Below are 15196 nucleotides of genomic sequence, written 5' to 3'. Positions count from 1 at the left end.
TCCACCGCTCCCGCTCGCGTCGTCCGTCGTGACCCGCACGCTCGTGACCGGCGGGACGCGGTCGGGCAAGAGCGGCGTGGCCCAGTCGCTGCTGCCGGCGGACGCCGCCGTCACCTACGTCGCGACGGGCCGGGCGTCGGATCCCGAGATGGCCGAGCGGATCGCCCGGCACCGCGCCAGTCGCCCCCGGGGCTGGCAGACCGTCGAGACCACCGACGTCGTCGCCGCGATCGCCGCGGCGGCGGGTCCGGTGCTGGTCGACTCCGTCGGGCTGTGGGTGGCGGCCCGGATGGACGACGACGACCTGTGGGAGGCCGGCGACCTCGACGACCTCGCGGCCGAGGCCGCCACCTGGTTCGCCGAGGTGGACCGCGATGTGGTGGTGGTGGCCGAGCAGGTCGGCGGCGGCCTGGTGCCGACGGATGCCGGGTCGCGCCGCTGGGTGGACGCCGTCGGGTTGGTGACCGAGGCCCTGTCGGCCCAGGCCGATCGGGTCGTCCTCGTGGTGGCGGGCCGTGCCGTGGACCTCCCCGCGCCGTGGGGGCAGCCCGCAGCCGACCTCCCGGTCCAGGAGTCGGCGGACGGGGATGAGCAGGCCGACCTGGCGGCCCACGGCGACCGCATGGTCCCCGACGGCGCCCTCGACATGGCCGTCAACGTCGTGGAGGGCGGACCGCCCGCCCACGTGCGGCGCGCCCTCGACGCGGTCGACGTGACCCGCTACCCCGATCCGGGACCGGCCCGACTGGCCGTCGCCGCGCTGACCGGCCTGAGCATCGACCACGTCGTCCTGCTGGCCGGCGCCGCCGAGGCGTTCTGGTTGGTCCCCCTGGCGCTGCGCCCGCGGCACGCGGCGGTCGTCCACCCCACGTTCACCGCCGCCGAGGCCGGGCTGACGGCCTGCGGCGTCCCGGTCACCCGCGTCGCGCGCGACGCAGACGACGGGTGGCGCCTGCACCCGTCCCGCGTGCCGGACGTCGCGGACCTGGTGCTCGTCGGCAACCCGAACAACCCCACCGGCACGCTCGACGACCCGGCTGACATCGCCGCGCTCTGCAGACCGGGGCGCACCACCGTCGTCGACGAGGCCTTCATGGACTTCGTCACCGACGGCCGCTCGAGCCTGGCCGGGCGGGTCGACCTCCCCGGCCTGGTCGTGGTCCGCTCGGTCACGAAGATGTGGTCGGTGCCCGGCGTGCGGGCCGGCTACCTCGTCGCAGACCCGGCCATCGCGGCGCGGATCCGTCGCCGCCAGCAGCCCTGGCCGCTCTCCGCCCACGCCCTGGCCGCGCTGACCGCCGCCGCGGACGGTGAGGCGTGGCGGCTCGAGGCCGCGGAGGGGGTCGCGCGACGGCGTGCGGCCATGACGACGCGGCTGGGCCGGGTGCCCGGCGTGACCGTGCACGACGGCGCCGCCAACTTCGTGCTGGTGGAGGTGCCCGGCGGTCCCGCCGTCCACCGCGCGCTCCTGGCCCGCGGCATCGCCGTCCGGCCCTCGACCTTCCCGCTGCTCCCACCCCGGTTCCTGCGCGTCGCCGTCCGCGACGCCGATGCCGTCGAGCAGCTCGCCCAGGCGCTCAGCGAGGTCCTCTGAGGCGGACGGAGGTGGCGGGGCGGCCGGTGCAGGCGCACCCCGGCGGGCTCATCCGGGTCGGGTGCCCAGGTCCGGCGCGGTCGCGATGTCCGGCGTCTGCGGGGCGCCGACCGCCTCCAGGCGCTCGAGGGCCAGGCGCACGGCGGTGTCCAGCTGGGGATCGTGCCCGGCGGCGGCGTCGTGCGGGGCGATCTCCACCGGGTGGGTCGGATCCGTGCCGTAGTTCTCGACCCCCCAGCCGACGTCGTCGAACCAGAACGCGAAGCCCGGCTGGGTGGTGACGGTCCCGTCCACGCTCGAGTGGCGCGGTTGGATGCCGATGACCCCGCCCCAGGTCCGCGTGCCGACGACCGGTCCGAGGCCCAGGCGCTTCCAGGCGTGCGCGAAGATGTCCCCGTCGGACCCGCACCGCTCGTTGGCGATGGCGACCAGCGGACCGCCGGGCGCGTGGTGGGGGAACGGCTCGAGCGCGCCGGTGCGGCGCATCTGGTAGCCGATCCGCTCGGCCGCGAGCTTCTCGAGGATCAGGCTGGACACGTTGCCGCCGGCGTTGAAGCGCACGTCGACCACGACCGCGTCGGCGTACACCGCGGCGAGGTACTGGCGGTGGAACTCCCCGTAGCCGGTCGCGCCCATGTCCGGCACGTGCACGTAGGCGACGCGCCCGCCGGACCGCTCGTGGACGGCGCGGCGGTTCCGCTCGACCCAGTCGGCGTACCGCAGCGGCGTCTCGTCGTCGAGTGCGCGGACCACCACCTCGCGCGGGTCCGGGTCCGCGACGCGGAGGCGTACCTCCCGCCCGGCGGCGTTGACCAGGAGCGTCGCCGGGGCGACGTCCGGTCCGAGCGGCACGCCGTCGACCGCGAGCACCCGCGCACCGGCGTCCACGCGGACGCCGGGGGCGGCGAGCGGACGTCGGCGGAGCGGATCGGTCGGGTCCGCCTCGAGCAGCCTGGTGAGCGTCCAGGCGTCGCCATCCCACGCGACGTCGGCGCCGAGGTGCCCCACCGGCATCCTCGGCGGCGAGGGGTGGTCGCCGCCCCGCTCGTAGGCGTGGCCGGTGCCGAGCTCGCCGAACATCTCCCAGATCAGGTCCGACAGCTCGCCACGCGTGGCGATCCGGTCGATCAGGCCGGCGTAGCGGTCGTGGACCGCGGCCCAGTCCACCCCGGACATCTCCGAGTGCCAGAACAGGTCGCGCTGCAACCGCCAGGCCTCGTCGAAGATCTGGCGCCACTCCGCCGGGGGATCGACGGGCACCGACACCCGTGACAGGTCGAGCCACCCGCTGACCCGCGGACCGCCCTCAGCCGCCGGACCGTCAGGCGGCTTCACGCCGGCCTTGACCGCCCGCAGCCGCCGCTTGACCGCGTAGACGGTCGTCCGGCGGTCCGCTGACACCGCCAACGACGAGATCGCGGGCAGGACCACCTCGTGGCGGGCGGTGTCGAGGTCGAGGACCTCGGCCTGCCCCCCGGGGCGCCGCTCACCGGGTGGCGCGCCCGGTGGCGGCGGCGGGCGCAGCGGCGTTGCGAACGCGAGGACCTTCCCGTGCAGCCCGATCACGCCGCGGTACCGACCGGTCGGGAACGGCAGGGCGACGACGCGGTCGGCAAGCCCGTCGACGTCGACGACCACCGGTGGGGGGCGCCGACCGGGCGCGGAGGGGTCGCCGGGCGACGGCGGGTCGCCATCGCCCTCGGGGGCGGCGTCCCGGTCCGCGTCGGGGGTCGACGTGGCGGTCTCGGGGGCCGGGGCCGACGGGGGCCGCGGCGGGGGCGTGCCCGGCGCCCGGGGCTCGCGGTCGAGCGGTGCGGTGCCGTCCGCCGCCAGCACGGCCGCCATGATGACGTCGGGGTGGGGGAAGCCGTGGTCGAAGAACAACCCGTCGCGGACCGGGGCGAAGCGGGTGCTGGCGACCCAGTAGAGGTAGTGGCCCGCCGGATCGAAGTCCGGGGCCCGGTGGGCGGCCCGCGCCTCCGCCACCACCGCGGTGGACCCCGGCGGATCGCCGCGGTGCCACAGCCGGATGCTCGCCGTGTACCAGTTGGACTCCCGCTGGCTGTAGGCGAGCCAGCGGCCGTCGGGGGACCAGGCCGGCTCGTCGATCCCGTAGGGGGACGTCGCGACCTCCTCGACAGTCCCGCTGGAGAGGTCGACGACCCGCAGCCGTCCCTGCTGGTCGGTGACGGCCACCACGTCGTCGACGGGGGACACGACCAGCTCGAGGGGGACGCCGAGGTCGACGTCGAGGCGGTGCGGCTCCTCGTCCGACAGCGCCCCCGGGCTGGTCGCGAGGACCTCCAGGCGCTCCTCGCCGGAGCTGTCGGAGACCGCGACCAGCCGCTGGCCGTCGGGCAGCCAGCGGACCAGCCGGTGGTTGGCGCCCTGACGGGTCCCGACCTGGGTGACCGGCCCGTCGTGGAGACCCATCGCGAACGCCCGGCCACGGATCCGCAGGGCGACGTGGGTGCCCGCCGGGTGGACGGCGTAGGACTGCAGCCAGCGGCTCGGGTCGGCGAACGTGGCGGTGCGCTGGACGCGGGGTGAGGCGACGGACAGCGCGACCCGCTCCGGTGACGGGTCCGCCGGGTCGAGGCGCCACAGGTCACCGCCGCAGGTGTAGACGATCGTGCGGCCGTCCGTGGCGGCGAAGCGCGCGTAGAAGTCGCGGTGGTCGGTGTGGACGACCAGGTCCTGGCCGTGGATGTCGCACGAGCAGACGTTGCCGACCCCGTCGTGGTCGCTGATGAACCACACCCGGTCGCCGAGCAGCATCGGCGCGCCGATGTCGCCGGGGAGGTCGCCGAGGAGCCGCTGGAACGCGCCACCACCCGTGTCGTCGAGCCACAGCTGGCCCGCGGTGCCGCCGCGGTAGCGCTTCCACCGACCCTGGTTGGTCGTGTGCCGGCCGATCAGCACGCGGACGCCGCCGTCCACAGCGGGAGGGCCGGCGCGCATGGCGACCTCGTGGGCCGATCCCCAGCCGAGCGGTTCGTGGTGGCCCGGCGTCGGGCCGGCCGCGACCAGGTGGCTGTCGCGGGCGAACGGCAACCCCTGGTTGGTCGCGACGACGACGCGACCGTCGGGGTGCCAGGCCCGGGTGGTGGTCGTGGTGGCCCCGAGGTAGGTCAGCCGCTCGGCCGCCCCGCCCGACAGCGGCATGACGTAGGCCTCCGGGTGCTGGGCGTCCCGGCCGGTGAAGGCGACCTGCTGGGCGTCGGGGCTGATGACCGGGTGGCTCGCGCCGCTGCGCCCGTCCGTCAGGCGGTGGGCGCGGCCGCCGTCGAGGTCGACCACCCAGAGGTCGTCGTCGGCGACGAAGACGACGGTGTCACCGACGACGGCGGGGTGGCGGACGTAGGCGTGGTCGGCGGTCGCGGCTGGCATGGGGGTGCGGGAGGATACCGCGGCGTCGACGGGCCCCCGGCTGGGTGGGGGTCCGCCTGCTAGGGCAGCCGGCTGCGCTGGGCGGCGACGGCCTCGCGCTGGTAGGCCTCGCGGGCGGCGTCGTCGGCCTGCACCATGATGTCGTAGGCCCCGAGCAGCCGGGCCACGGCGGCGCGTGCGGCGGTCGGGAGCCAGGCCGTCATGTCGGCGACGACCGCGAGGTACCCGGGGACGAACGCCTCGTCGCGACGTCGGCGGAGGACCCTGACGACGGCGCGGGCCACGTCGTCGGGCTCGACCGGCGGCACCACCGAGCGACCCAGCCCCGAGCCGAGCCGCGTGTTGACCGGCACGGGCATGATGGCCGACACGTCGATGCCGGTGCCGCGGAGCTCGGCGCGCAGGGAGTCGGTCGCGCCGACCACCGCGTGCTTCGAGGTCGTGTAGGTCACGAGCCGCGGCACCGCGACCTTCCCGGCGGTCGAGGCGATGTTGACGATGTGGCCGCGCCCTCGGTCCGCCATGACCTGCACCGCGGCCTTGCAGCCGTTCAGGACGCCGCGGACGTTGACGTCGAGCTGCAGGTCGGTGCCGCGGTCGTCCTCCTTCGCGAACTCCCCGACCAGCATGATCCCCGCGTTGTTGACCATCACGTCGAGAGGGCCGAGCGCCTCCTCCGCGGCGGTGACGAAGGCACGGACCGACGCGGGGGACGTGACGTCGAGGTCCAGTGCGACCGCCCGGTCACCCAGCTCGGCTGCGGTGATGCGGGCGAGGGGGAGGTCGAGGTCGCCGATCGCGACCGACATGCCCTCGGCGACGAGCGCCCGGGCGATCGACTTGCCGATCCCCTGCGCGCCGCCGGTGATCGCGGCGACCTTGCCGTGCAGCTGGACTGCCATCGGTGTGCTCCTCGTCGTGGCTCGCCCGGCAACCTAGCGGCGTTAACCTACGGGCGGCAACCGGCCCGGACGCACGACGACCGCCGACGTGATCGGCGGTCGTGGAGGCGGTGGTGGCCCCGCGCGGGGGCGGGTGCCCACCAGCGGTGCCCTACCAGGAGGACTTGGTGATGCCCGGCAGCTCGCCGTTGTGCGCCAGCTCGCGGAAGCTGACGCGGGACAGGCCGGCGAAGCCGACGTGGCCCCGGGGCCGGCCGTTGAGCCGGTCGCGGTTGCGCAGGCGGACGGGGCTGCCGTTCACCTTCATCTTGTTCAGCGCGTCGCGGGCCTCGAGCTTCGCGTCGAAGTCCACGTCGGGGTCCTTGACGATGGCCTTCAGCTCGGCGCGGCGTGCGGCCTGGCGGGCCACCATCTCGGCGCGCTTCTGGTTCTGGACGATCTTGCTCTTCTTGGCCACGTGGGGCCCTCCAGGGGTGTCGGAGGAGTTGGGGGAGGTCTGGCCGCGGGCAGCACGACACGTGCCCGTCCGGCGGGACGACGAGTCTACACCGCCCCCGCGCGGGCGCAGTGGCTGCCGGGGGCCGGCGGCGGTCGGCCACCACCTGCCCACTAGCATGGCCGCGTGGGACACCAGCGCACCATCGACCACGCCGTCGCCGCGATGCGGACCGCCGGGGTGGATGCCCTCCTGATCGGACCCGGCGCCGACCTGCGCCACCTGACCGGCTACGCCGCGCACGCGCTCGAGCGGATGACGCTGCTCGTGCTGCGCGCCGACGGCCGCCACGCCCTGGTCGTCCCAGAGCTCGAGCGCGCGGCCGCGGTCGCCGGCACCGACGCGGTGCCGGTGCGGACGTACGCGGAGACCGCCGATCCCGCGGACACCGTGGCGGAGGTGCTCGACGGCGTCCCCGCAGACGCCCGCCTCGGTGTCGGCGACCAGCTGTGGGCCCGGTTCCTGCTGGCGCTGCAGCAGGTCCGTCCGGGCGCCCGCTGGCAGCTCGCGTCCCACGTGACCCGCGACGTGCGGATGGTGAAGGACGCCGCGGGACTCGACGGGCTCCGCCGCGCCGGCGCGGCCATCGACGCGGTCCACCGCCGGATGGGGGAGTTCCTCGTACCGGGGCGGACCGAGCAGGAGGCCGGTCGGGCCATCGCCGCGGCCATGCGGGAGGAAGGTCACGACGACGTGGACTTCGTCATCGTCGGGAGCGGCCCGAACGGCGCGTCGCCGCACCACGAGACCTCGGACCGGGTCCTGTCCGCCGGCGACGCGGTGGTCGTCGACACCGGCGGACCCGTCGCGGGGTGGTTCAGCGACTGCACCCGCAACTACGTCCTCGGCTCCGCGCCGGACGGCTACGAGGCCGCCCACCAGGTCCTCTGGGACGCCCAGCGGGCCGCGGTCGCCCACGTCCGTCCGGGCGTGACCGCGGCGTCGGTGGACGCGGCCGCCCGACAGGTCATCGCCGACGCGGGCTACGGCGACGCGTTCATCCACCGCACGGGCCACGGCATCGGCCTCGAGGTCCACGAGGAGCCCTACATCACCGCCGGCAACGACCTGCGCCTGCAACCCGGCATGACGTTCTCCGTCGAGCCGGGGATCTACCTCGAGGGCCGCTACGGCATGCGGATCGAGGACATCGTCGCGGTCACCGAGGACGGCGTCGAGCGCCTGAACACGACCGACACCGCGCTGGTGGTGCTGCCGGCGTGACCCCCGAGCGGACGTCGACCGCCGACCCGGTCGCCGCTGACGGCCCCGGCCCGGTGGACCGGGACCGCCGGGTGCTCCGCCGAGCGGTGAGGGCGGGCGCGCTGACCGCGGTGGCGCTGGCCGTCCTGACCGGCGCGGCGAACATCGCGTTCGGCGGTGACGGCGTCAGCGCCGCGATCTGGGTGTCCACCTCGGCCGTGGTCGGCACCCTCGTCACGAGCGGCTGGATGGTCCTCACCCTGGTGCTCGACCTGATCGCCGGGGAGGTCCCCAGCCGCCGCCGTGCGGTGTGGACCGCCGCGCTGTTCGCGGTGGCCTTCCTCGCCCCGATCGTCCCGGCGGCCATGCTGCAGGTCGCGGCCGGCCGATGAGCGGCACCTGCGCGACCTGCGGCCGGACCTTCGAGGTCGCTGCCGACCTCGCCGCCCGCTACCCCGGGTGGACGCCCAAGGAGTGCCCGTCCTGCTTCCGCAGCGGCGCCGGGGGAGGGGGCGGGGGGTCCCGCCGGAGGACGACGCTGGTCGAGGAGAACCTGACCACCGCGGAGGTGCTGGAGCGCTACAGCGCCGGCCCCGCCGACGGGGTCTTCACCGACGGCAGCGCCCAGCCGAACCCCGGCCCCGGAGGGTGGGGGGCGGTCTACGTCGTCGACGGCGAGATCGTCGACCAGCGCCACGGCCACGATCCCGACACGACGAACAACCGCATGGAGCTCACCGCGATCGCGTCGGCGGTCGAGCTGGTGCCGGTGGGCACCCCGGCGACGATCTGGACCGACTCGAAGCTCGCCGTCGACACCCTCACCTCCTGGGCGCACGGCTGGGCTCGCCGCGGCTGGCGACGCAAGGGCGGCGAGATCAAGAACCTCGACCTCATCAAGCCCCTCCACGCGGCGCTCGCCGACCGCCCGGAGCTGCGGCTCGAGTGGATCGCCGCACACTCCGGGAACCGCTGGAACGAGTACGCCGACTCCCTCTCCACGGCGTACCTGCGCGACACGGTCTGAGCCGAGCGCGTCCACGTGCGGGCTCCGGCCGGCGGGGGCGCCTACGACCACGACCGTTGACGGGAAGTACGCTGGGCGTCCATATGGGAGTGGACGCGTCCGATCGCGACGAACCGCTGCTGCTCGTGGGCGCCGACGTCGTCACGCTGGATGACGCCGCGCCGTCGGCCCGGGCGGTGCTGATCCGTCGGCGCCGGATCGCGTGGGTGGGTGACGACCCGAGCGACGTGACCCCTCCGGGGTGCCGGGTCCTCGACCTGACCGGGACGACGCTGCAGCCGGCGTTCGTCAACGCCCACACGCACCTGACCAACCTGGGGCTGATGCTCAGCGCCCTCGACCTCGGGGTCGCAGAGTCGGTCGAGGACTGCCTCGCCGCGGTCCGCGCCAACGTCGACGTCACCCCCGACCCGGTGCTGTGGGGGATCGGGTGGGACGAGACCCGGTGGCCCGAGCACCGCGCGCCGACCGCTGACGAGCTCACCGTCGCGGCCGAGGGGCGACCGGCGATGCTGTCGCGCTCGGACGGCCACTGCGTCGTGGTCGACCGCACGTCGCTGACCGCGCTGCCGCTGGGCCGGGCCCGCGGCGTGGACCGGGGCAGCGACGGCCGGCCGACGGGCCTCCTCCGCCAGGAGGCCGCGCAGGTCGCGCAGCGGTGGTTCGTGGCGCAGCTGCCGAGCGCCACCCTGCGGCACGCCCGGCGCCTCGCCGTCCGCGAGCTCGCCGCCTCCGGGGTGGCGTCCGCCCACGAGATGGGCGGCCCGCACCGCATGGGACCCGACGACTTCGACGCCTGGCTGGCCGGCGACTGGCCGATCGAGGTCGTGGCGTACTGGGGCGACGTCGACCTCGACTTCGTCGCCGAGCGCGGACTGCGCCGCATCGGCGGCTCGCTGCTGCTCGACGGCAGCATCGGGAGCCACAGCGCCGCGCTCGCCAGCCCGTATGCGGACAAGTCCGGCGCGGGGCAGCTGTACCACGACACCGAGGAGCTGAGCGAGTTCGCGCTGCAGGCGACCCGCAAGGGCATCCAGGTGGCCCTGCACGCCATGGGTGACCGCGCGATCGGCCAGGCCATCGACGTGTTCGAGTCGGTCGCGGCGGCGATCGGCCCCGAGCAGCTGCGGCGGACCTGCCCCCGACTGGAGTACGCCGCCCTGGTCGACGCCGCCGACGTCCGCCGCCTCGCCGCGCTCGGCGTGGTCGTGACGGCCCAACCGGCCAACGACCTCGACCTGGCGACGGTCGGCGGGACCTACGAGCGGCGTCTCGGAGCCGACCGGGCGCGTGCCGCCAACCCCCTGGGGGTGCTCCAGCGCGCAGGGGTGCCGCTCGCGTTCGGCTCCGACGACGTGCAGGCGCTCGACCCGTGGGCGACGGTCCGGTCGGCCGCGAGCCACCCGGAGGAGGGCATGCGGATGGACGCCACGGCCGCCCTCCGCGCTGCGACGCTGGGGGGCCGCCTGGCTGCCCGCCAACCCATGGTCGGCGCGATCAGGGCCGGCAACCGCGCTGACCTCGCTGCCTTCGAGGGAACCCCGGCGGCACCGGGCCAGTGCGTGCTCACGACCGTCGCCGGCCGGGTCGTCCACGGACTCGGCCTGCTGTCCTACGCTTGAGGGGTGCCCGTGCGAACCGTCCGCGCAGTCGAGGAGGTCGAGGTCGCCGTCGTCCTCGGCGCGACGCGCGCACAAGCCGTCGCCGTCACACGGGCCCTCGTCGGCGAGGGGCTGCTCGAGCACGGGGTGGCGGTCATCGCAGGGGCGGTCGCGTCCCGCTGGGGCATCGACATCCCCGACGCGCTGCGCGCGATCGCGGACGGCCGTGAGGTCGGCCGTGCCTTCAGCGACTACGAGCTCCGTGTCGGCCGCGAGGAGGCCGAGTCCGACCTCGAGGACGCCTGGGCGAGCCGCGACCCAGGTGACCCAGCGTGGTCGCGGCTGCGCGGAGGCGCCGAGTTCGTCGCAGAGAGTGACGTCACGGTCGATGAGGCCCTGGTCGAGGCCGCCGTGCCCGCGTCGGTGCACCACCTGTCCGCACGGGACGTGGCCGGCACGGCCTGACCGGCGAAGAGGCGGTGAACGGACGGAAAATCGCCGGGGCGGGTTTTCCCAGGTCAGGGCCACGATCGAACGCGAAACCGCAGGTCAGCGCCCTGTGGGACATGCCGCAGACAGCTTGACGAGTCCCCGGTCACGCCGTACCTTCTCCGACGTCAAGCCACGGCGGCAAAGGACCGGAGCACGACTGGAAGTGGCGCAGATCGAACGAAGGCAGGGCCCAGCGCGGCCCTGCGGGGGATCTTCTCCAGACATGCGTATGACGCTGTGTGACCTGCTCCCGCCTTCGCGGGTGTCAGGCCGTGGCAGGTGTGGGGGCCAGCAGGCGTAGTAGAGAACGGAGGTCGCGGACACGCCACCCGCGACCTGTCGGTGCCAACTGCCCGCTGCCCACGACGGACCCGGCCCCGAGGACCTGCTCCTCGGGGCCGGGCCGGTTTTCGGACGGGTTCGGCCCGTCGGGCGATTTCGTTGCGGCCCCGTCCCCGAGCGGCTACACATGCGCCCGCGCACGCCACCGACGACCCGGGCTGGGCGCGATCTGAGCCCACGGAAGCCGCGGAGGAAACCCCTTTGGCAGACCCAGACCTCGAGGCCACGAGCGCCGACGACGAGTTCGCTGACGACCTCGACGACGGCGAGGACCTCGACGACGACCTCGAGTTCGAGGGCGACGACCTCGATGACGACATCGAGTCCGACGACGACGACCTCTTCGACGACGACGACGAGGACGACGACCTCGACGGCGACGAGGTCAGCGAGGACGACGACGAGACCGAGGGCGACGACGAGGACGAGGAGCTCGAGGAGGACGACGAGGACGACGAGGACGACCTCGAGGACGAGCTCGACGAGCTGCTCGAGGAGGACGAGGAGGTCCAGCCCCTCGACGAGGAGGAGGGCGGCGCGAAGAAGGGCGCCAAGCCCCGTCGCAAGCCCGAGCTGATCAGCGACGACGAGTTCACCTGCCGATCCTGCTTCCTCGTGAAGAAGCCCTCCCAGCTGGCCGACGCGGAGCAGATGCTCTGCTTCGACTGCGTCTGACCACGGGCGTCCGGCAGGCGGTGACGCGGCCCGGGGCCCGGCGGGCCGGCCTCGCCCTGCTCGCCGGGGTCCTGCTCTACGGCGGCCACCCCCCGATCGGCCTGGCCGCCGCCGGGTTCGTCGCCCTGGTCCCACTCGTCGCGCTGTCCAGGGAGCTGGCGCGCGACGGCGTCCGCGCGCGCGTCGCCTTCGGGTACGGGTTCCTCGCGGGCGCGACGTTCTTCGGTCCGCTGCTGTACTGGCTGATCCCCTTCGGCTACGCCGCGTTCGGGCTGCTGACGCTGGTGCAGTCGGCCTACCTCGGCGTCGTGACCGCGCTCCTGACCGCCTACGGGGAGCGTCGTGGCCGGGCCGCGGTCACCGTCGCGATCTGGGTCGGCCTGGAGGCGCTCCGAGGGGTGTGGCCGTTCGGCGGGCTCGCGTGGGGTGGCCTCGCCTACACCCAAGCGGACGGCGGGCTCGCGCTGGGGGTCGCCAGGACGCTCGGGGCGGCCGGCATCAGCGCGGTCCTCGCCACCGTGGCCGTCGCGGTCGAGGAGGCGATCCGCGGCGCCGCGACCGGCTGGGCGGCCGCGAGGGAGGAGGCCGTGCCGGCCGACGCGGTGTTCCGCCGCATCCGGACCCCGCTCCTCACCGTCCTCGGCGTGCTCGCCGTCGCGGTGCTGCTGGCGGGCTCACCCCCCGCCCCCACCGGGCGCACGACCTCGTTCGGGATCGTGCAGGCCGGCGACACCCGGGCGACGTCGGCGGCGGGGGTCACGAGGATCGACACCGGCCGGATCGTCCGCGTGGCCGAGCTGATGGTGGAGGCGACCGCGGCACTCGCCGACGATCCGCCCGACGTGGTGATCTGGCCGGAGAACGCCCTCGACGGCGACATCCGCCAACCCCGCTGGGCGGAGGTCGAGGCGATGCTCGAGGCCGGCGTCGACCTGGTCGACCCGGCCCCGATCCTGGCCGGTGAGTCGATCGACGGGACCGAGCCCGCCACGCGCTTCAACGCGATGACCGTGTTCACCGCCGACGGGATCGGCGAGTCCTACCGCAAGCGCCGGCCGGTGCCGTTCGGCGAGTACGTCCCGCTGCGGTCGTGGCTCGACTGGTTCCCGCCGCTCGAGCAGATCCCGAGCGACGTGGTCCCCGGCGACGGCCCGCAGGTCGTGCACGTGGGCGGGGCGGCGGTCGGCAACGTCATCTGCTTCGAGAACACCTTCGGCCACCTGGTGCGCGACCAGGTCCACGCGGGCGCCGACGTGCTCGTGGTGTCGACCAACAACTCGAGCTTCGGCGACACGCCCATGTCGTCCCAGCACATCGCCTTCAGCCAGGTCCGCGCGGTGGAGACCGGGCGCTGGGTCGTCCACGCCGGGATCTCCGGCATCTCGGGGTTCGTCGACCCCGAGGGCGTGGTCCACCAGCGCACCGAACTGTTCGAACGCGCCACGCCGGTGATGGACGTCCCCCTGGTGGAGGGGAGGACGCCGGCGATGCGGATCGGCGACGCGGTCGCCTGGCTCGCCGGGGCGGTGGCGGTGCTGGGCCTCGCGGCGGTCGTGGTCGACCGCCGGCGGGCTGGCTAGCCCTTCTTGCCCTGCTGGTAGCGCCGCTTGTAGCGGTCGACGCGACCGGCCGTGTCGACGATCTTCATCTGCCCCGTGAAGTACGGGTGGCTGGCCGCGGAGATCTCGATCCGCTTCAGCGGGTAGGTGTTCCCGTCGGACCACTCGATGGTGTCGCTGGTCTCGATGGTGGAGCGGGTGATGAACGCGAAGTCCGCGCCCGGGTCCTGGAAGACCACAGGGCGGTACTCGGGGTGGATGCCCTTGCGCATGGGACTACTTCTCTTCCTTGAACTCGACGTGCTTGCGGACGACCGGGTCGTACTTCTTGATCGTGATCCGCTCGCGCTGCGTCTGCTTGTTCTTGGTGGTCATGTAGGTGAAGCCGGTGCCGGCGGTGGACCGCAGCTTGACCTTGATCCGGTTCTCGCTCTTCGCCATCAGACCTTCACCCCTCGACGGCGCATGTCCGCCAGGACGGACTCGATCCCGCGCTTGGAGATGGTCTTCATCCCCTTCGTCGACAGCGTCAACGTCACCCACCGGTTCTCGGAGGGGACGAAGTAGCGCTTCGTCTGCAGGTTCGGTTCGAACCGCCGCTTGGTCTTGCGGTGGGAGAACGACACGTTGTTACCGGTGGTCGGGCGCTTGCCCGTGACCTGGCACACCTTGCTCACGGCAGGGCTCCTGGGATCGGGAGGTCTGGTGGAGGGGAGGCCGGACGCCGGTGGGCGGCGGCGAACCCCGAGGCACGGACGCAGCGAGACAACGCGCATCGCGCGGGTCCGCAAGTGTAGACCGCACCCCCCTGATCCGACAACCGGCGGGGGAGGGGATGGGTCAGAACAGCCAGGCGAGCAGCGCGACGAGCGCCCACACCGCCGCGGCGATCGCCACGAGCACGACCACCACGAGGACGACCACGGTGATCACCAGGATCCGCCGGCTGTCGGCCCGGGTCCGGTCGGGGTCGAGGGAGTGGGTGCGGAGGAGCCGCACGTTCCGCTCGTTCGCCTTGAAGAACACGTCGCTGATCCACCCCACGAACGGGATCGCGTTGAGGGCGGCGTCCGCCGCCGCGTTGAGCAGCATGCGGGCCACGGTCGCCCCCCGCGCGCCGAGCAGGATGCCCTGGGCGATGATGCCGGCCGACAGCGCCAGGCCGGCCGCGCCGCCCACCCAAGGGATGAAGCCGATGATCGCGTCGACGCCGACGGTCCGGTCGGTGCCCGGGATCGTGAAGAGGCTGTCGAGGACGCGGGCCATCTCCTCGACCCGTCGGTAGCGGGCCCGCCCCTCGGCATCGAGCTCCGGTGGGGGAGAGGTCGACATGGTGAGCACCACGCTACCCAGGTCGAACGGCTCGAGGAGGGCGGCGTCGAGCGCTCGCGAGCGAACCCGGACCGGTCGGGTACGGTAGCGCCGCGCTCCCGTCATCTAGCTGGCCCAGGATACCGGCCTTTCAAGCCGGCGGCGCGGGTTCGAATCCCGTCGGGAGCACTACCGAAACCGCAGATCAGGGGCGGTTCGGGGATTGGCCCTCGAGGTGCGGGAGGCTCCCCGCTCACCCACGATGTGCACCTGTGCCACCCACGTGACCGACGTGCACATCCTCGGCCGTGAGCGCTCCGGTCGGGTCCTGCCATCGACCCGTGGGCGCACCGCGGGGCGTGTGGTCTGGTGTGGCATGACCGCTGTCGTCGACGAACTCCCCCAACCTCGGTGAGAGGCGGGCATCGATGAGGAACCTCACCCGGTGTGACGCACGGGGAGTTCGCGCTCGCGAACGGTGTCACCTGCCACCACGATGGGACCAGGGTGTTGCCAGTTGCTAGGGACCACCTCGGCCGGGGTGAGGGTCGTAGTAGCAGGGTCATGAACGCGATGACGGCTGTCAACGATCTGCCTCCTTGGT

General features: G+C 74.0%; 15 protein-coding genes and 1 tRNA gene. 9 read left to right on the top strand and 7 right to left on the bottom strand.

Going from position 1 to position 15196, the window contains the following annotated elements; all coding sequences use genetic code 11:
• Window positions 1-28 precede the first annotated feature (28 nt).
• Window positions 29-1594 carry a bifunctional adenosylcobinamide kinase/adenosylcobinamide-phosphate guanylyltransferase gene (locus ACEQ2X_RS05280; protein WP_370324739.1) on the top strand — a complete coding sequence of 522 codons (1566 nt, stop codon included), beginning with the start codon at window positions 29-31 and terminating at the stop codon, window positions 1592-1594.
• A 48-nt stretch (window positions 1595-1642) separates the two neighbouring features.
• On the opposite strand, the gene ACEQ2X_RS05275 is transcribed toward ACEQ2X_RS05280, so the two are convergent.
• The 3 genes from ACEQ2X_RS05275 to rpsN form a co-directional block, all read right to left on the bottom strand.
• Window positions 1643-4984, bottom strand: a complete 3342-nt coding sequence (locus ACEQ2X_RS05275) for a S41 family peptidase (RefSeq protein WP_370324738.1) — start codon at window positions 4982-4984, stop codon at window positions 1643-1645.
• 59 nt (window positions 4985-5043) lie between these two features.
• On the bottom strand, window positions 5044-5886 hold the full coding sequence (locus ACEQ2X_RS05270; RefSeq protein WP_370324737.1) for an SDR family NAD(P)-dependent oxidoreductase: 843 nt from the start codon (window positions 5884-5886) through the stop codon (window positions 5044-5046).
• Between the two features lie 151 nt (window positions 5887-6037).
• Window positions 6038-6343 carry a 30S ribosomal protein S14 gene (gene rpsN / locus ACEQ2X_RS05265; protein ID WP_370324736.1) on the bottom strand — a complete coding sequence of 102 codons (306 nt, stop codon included), beginning with the start codon at window positions 6341-6343 and terminating at the stop codon, window positions 6038-6040.
• A 165-nt stretch (window positions 6344-6508) separates the two neighbouring features.
• On the opposite strand from rpsN, the gene ACEQ2X_RS05260 reads away from it, so the two are divergent.
• The 7 genes from ACEQ2X_RS05260 (at window position 6509) to lnt (ending at window position 13302) form a co-directional block, all read left to right on the top strand.
• Window positions 6509-7606, top strand: a complete 1098-nt coding sequence (locus ACEQ2X_RS05260; protein WP_370324735.1) for a M24 family metallopeptidase — start codon at window positions 6509-6511, stop codon at window positions 7604-7606.
• The gene (locus ACEQ2X_RS05255; RefSeq protein WP_370324734.1) at window positions 7603-7977 is read left to right on the top strand and encodes a hypothetical protein; all 375 of its coding nucleotides are present in this window, start codon (window positions 7603-7605) and stop codon (window positions 7975-7977) included. Before ACEQ2X_RS05260 ends, ACEQ2X_RS05255 begins: the two co-directional genes overlap by 4 nt.
• Entirely contained in the window at window positions 7974-8612 is a 639-nt protein-coding gene (locus tag ACEQ2X_RS05250) for a ribonuclease H (protein WP_370324733.1), read from the top strand. Before ACEQ2X_RS05255 ends, ACEQ2X_RS05250 begins: the two co-directional genes overlap by 4 nt.
• Before the next feature lie 83 nt (window positions 8613-8695).
• A complete protein-coding gene (locus tag ACEQ2X_RS05245) occupies window positions 8696-10234 on the top strand; it encodes an amidohydrolase (protein WP_370324732.1) in 1539 nt (512 codons plus the stop codon).
• A gap of 3 nt (window positions 10235-10237) precedes the next feature.
• On the top strand, window positions 10238-10678 hold the full coding sequence (locus ACEQ2X_RS05240; protein WP_370324731.1) for a hypothetical protein: 441 nt from the start codon (window positions 10238-10240) through the stop codon (window positions 10676-10678).
• A gap of 570 nt (window positions 10679-11248) precedes the next feature.
• Window positions 11249-11722 (top strand): hypothetical protein, encoded by a 474-nt coding sequence (locus ACEQ2X_RS05235; RefSeq protein ID WP_370324730.1) that lies wholly within the window; start codon window positions 11249-11251, stop codon window positions 11720-11722.
• A 20-nt stretch (window positions 11723-11742) separates the two neighbouring features.
• Window positions 11743-13302 (top strand): apolipoprotein N-acyltransferase, encoded by a 1560-nt coding sequence (lnt, locus tag ACEQ2X_RS05230; RefSeq protein WP_370324729.1) that lies wholly within the window; start codon window positions 11743-11745, stop codon window positions 13300-13302.
• On the opposite strand, the gene ACEQ2X_RS05225 is transcribed toward lnt, so the two are convergent.
• The 4 genes from ACEQ2X_RS05225 to ACEQ2X_RS05210 form a co-directional block, all read right to left on the bottom strand.
• Window positions 13299-13553: a type B 50S ribosomal protein L31 gene (locus ACEQ2X_RS05225; protein WP_370324728.1), complete on the bottom strand. Its 255-nt coding sequence runs from the start codon at window positions 13551-13553 to the stop codon at window positions 13299-13301. The genes lnt and ACEQ2X_RS05225 overlap by 4 nt on opposite strands.
• A 4-nt stretch (window positions 13554-13557) precedes the next feature.
• Complete coding sequence (gene rpmG / locus ACEQ2X_RS05220) at window positions 13558-13722, bottom strand: 50S ribosomal protein L33 (RefSeq protein WP_370324727.1); 165 nt, start codon at window positions 13720-13722, stop codon at window positions 13558-13560.
• Complete coding sequence (rpmB, locus tag ACEQ2X_RS05215; RefSeq protein WP_370324726.1) at window positions 13722-13958, bottom strand: 50S ribosomal protein L28; 237 nt, start codon at window positions 13956-13958, stop codon at window positions 13722-13724. Before rpmB ends, rpmG begins: the two co-directional genes overlap by 1 nt.
• A gap of 163 nt (window positions 13959-14121) precedes the next feature.
• Window positions 14122-14613 carry a DUF4112 domain-containing protein gene (locus ACEQ2X_RS05210; RefSeq protein ID WP_370324725.1) on the bottom strand — a complete coding sequence of 164 codons (492 nt, stop codon included), beginning with the start codon at window positions 14611-14613 and terminating at the stop codon, window positions 14122-14124.
• A gap of 94 nt (window positions 14614-14707) precedes the next feature.
• Here ACEQ2X_RS05210 and ACEQ2X_RS05205 point away from each other — a divergent pair.
• Window positions 14708-14781, top strand: a tRNA-Glu gene (locus tag ACEQ2X_RS05205).
• Window positions 14782-15196: the final 415 nt, after the last annotated feature.

Source organism: Euzebya sp. (genome assembly GCF_964222135.1).
GTDB lineage: Bacteria > Actinomycetota > Nitriliruptoria > Euzebyales > Euzebyaceae > Euzebya.
Note: the sequence above shows the minus strand (reverse complement) of the source record. Positions and strands in the feature narration are given on the sequence as shown.

Coding starts and splice junctions, on each gene's coding strand:
- rpmG (WP_370324727.1), bottom strand. CDS start 13,722: ATGGCGAAGAGCGAGAACCGGATCAAGGTCAAGCTGCGGTCCACCGCC.
- ACEQ2X_RS05275 (WP_370324738.1), bottom strand. CDS start 4,984: ATGCCAGCCGCGACCGCCGACCACGCCTACGTCCGCCACCCCGCCGTC.
- ACEQ2X_RS05210 (WP_370324725.1), bottom strand. CDS start 14,613: ATGTCGACCTCTCCCCCACCGGAGCTCGATGCCGAGGGGCGGGCCCGC.
- ACEQ2X_RS05225 (WP_370324728.1), bottom strand. CDS start 13,553: ATGCGCAAGGGCATCCACCCCGAGTACCGCCCTGTGGTCTTCCAGGAC.
- ACEQ2X_RS05245 (WP_370324732.1), top strand. CDS start 8,696: ATGGGAGTGGACGCGTCCGATCGCGACGAACCGCTGCTGCTCGTGGGC.
- ACEQ2X_RS05250 (WP_370324733.1), top strand. CDS start 7,974: ATGAGCGGCACCTGCGCGACCTGCGGCCGGACCTTCGAGGTCGCTGCC.
- ACEQ2X_RS05270 (WP_370324737.1), bottom strand. CDS start 5,886: ATGGCAGTCCAGCTGCACGGCAAGGTCGCCGCGATCACCGGCGGCGCG.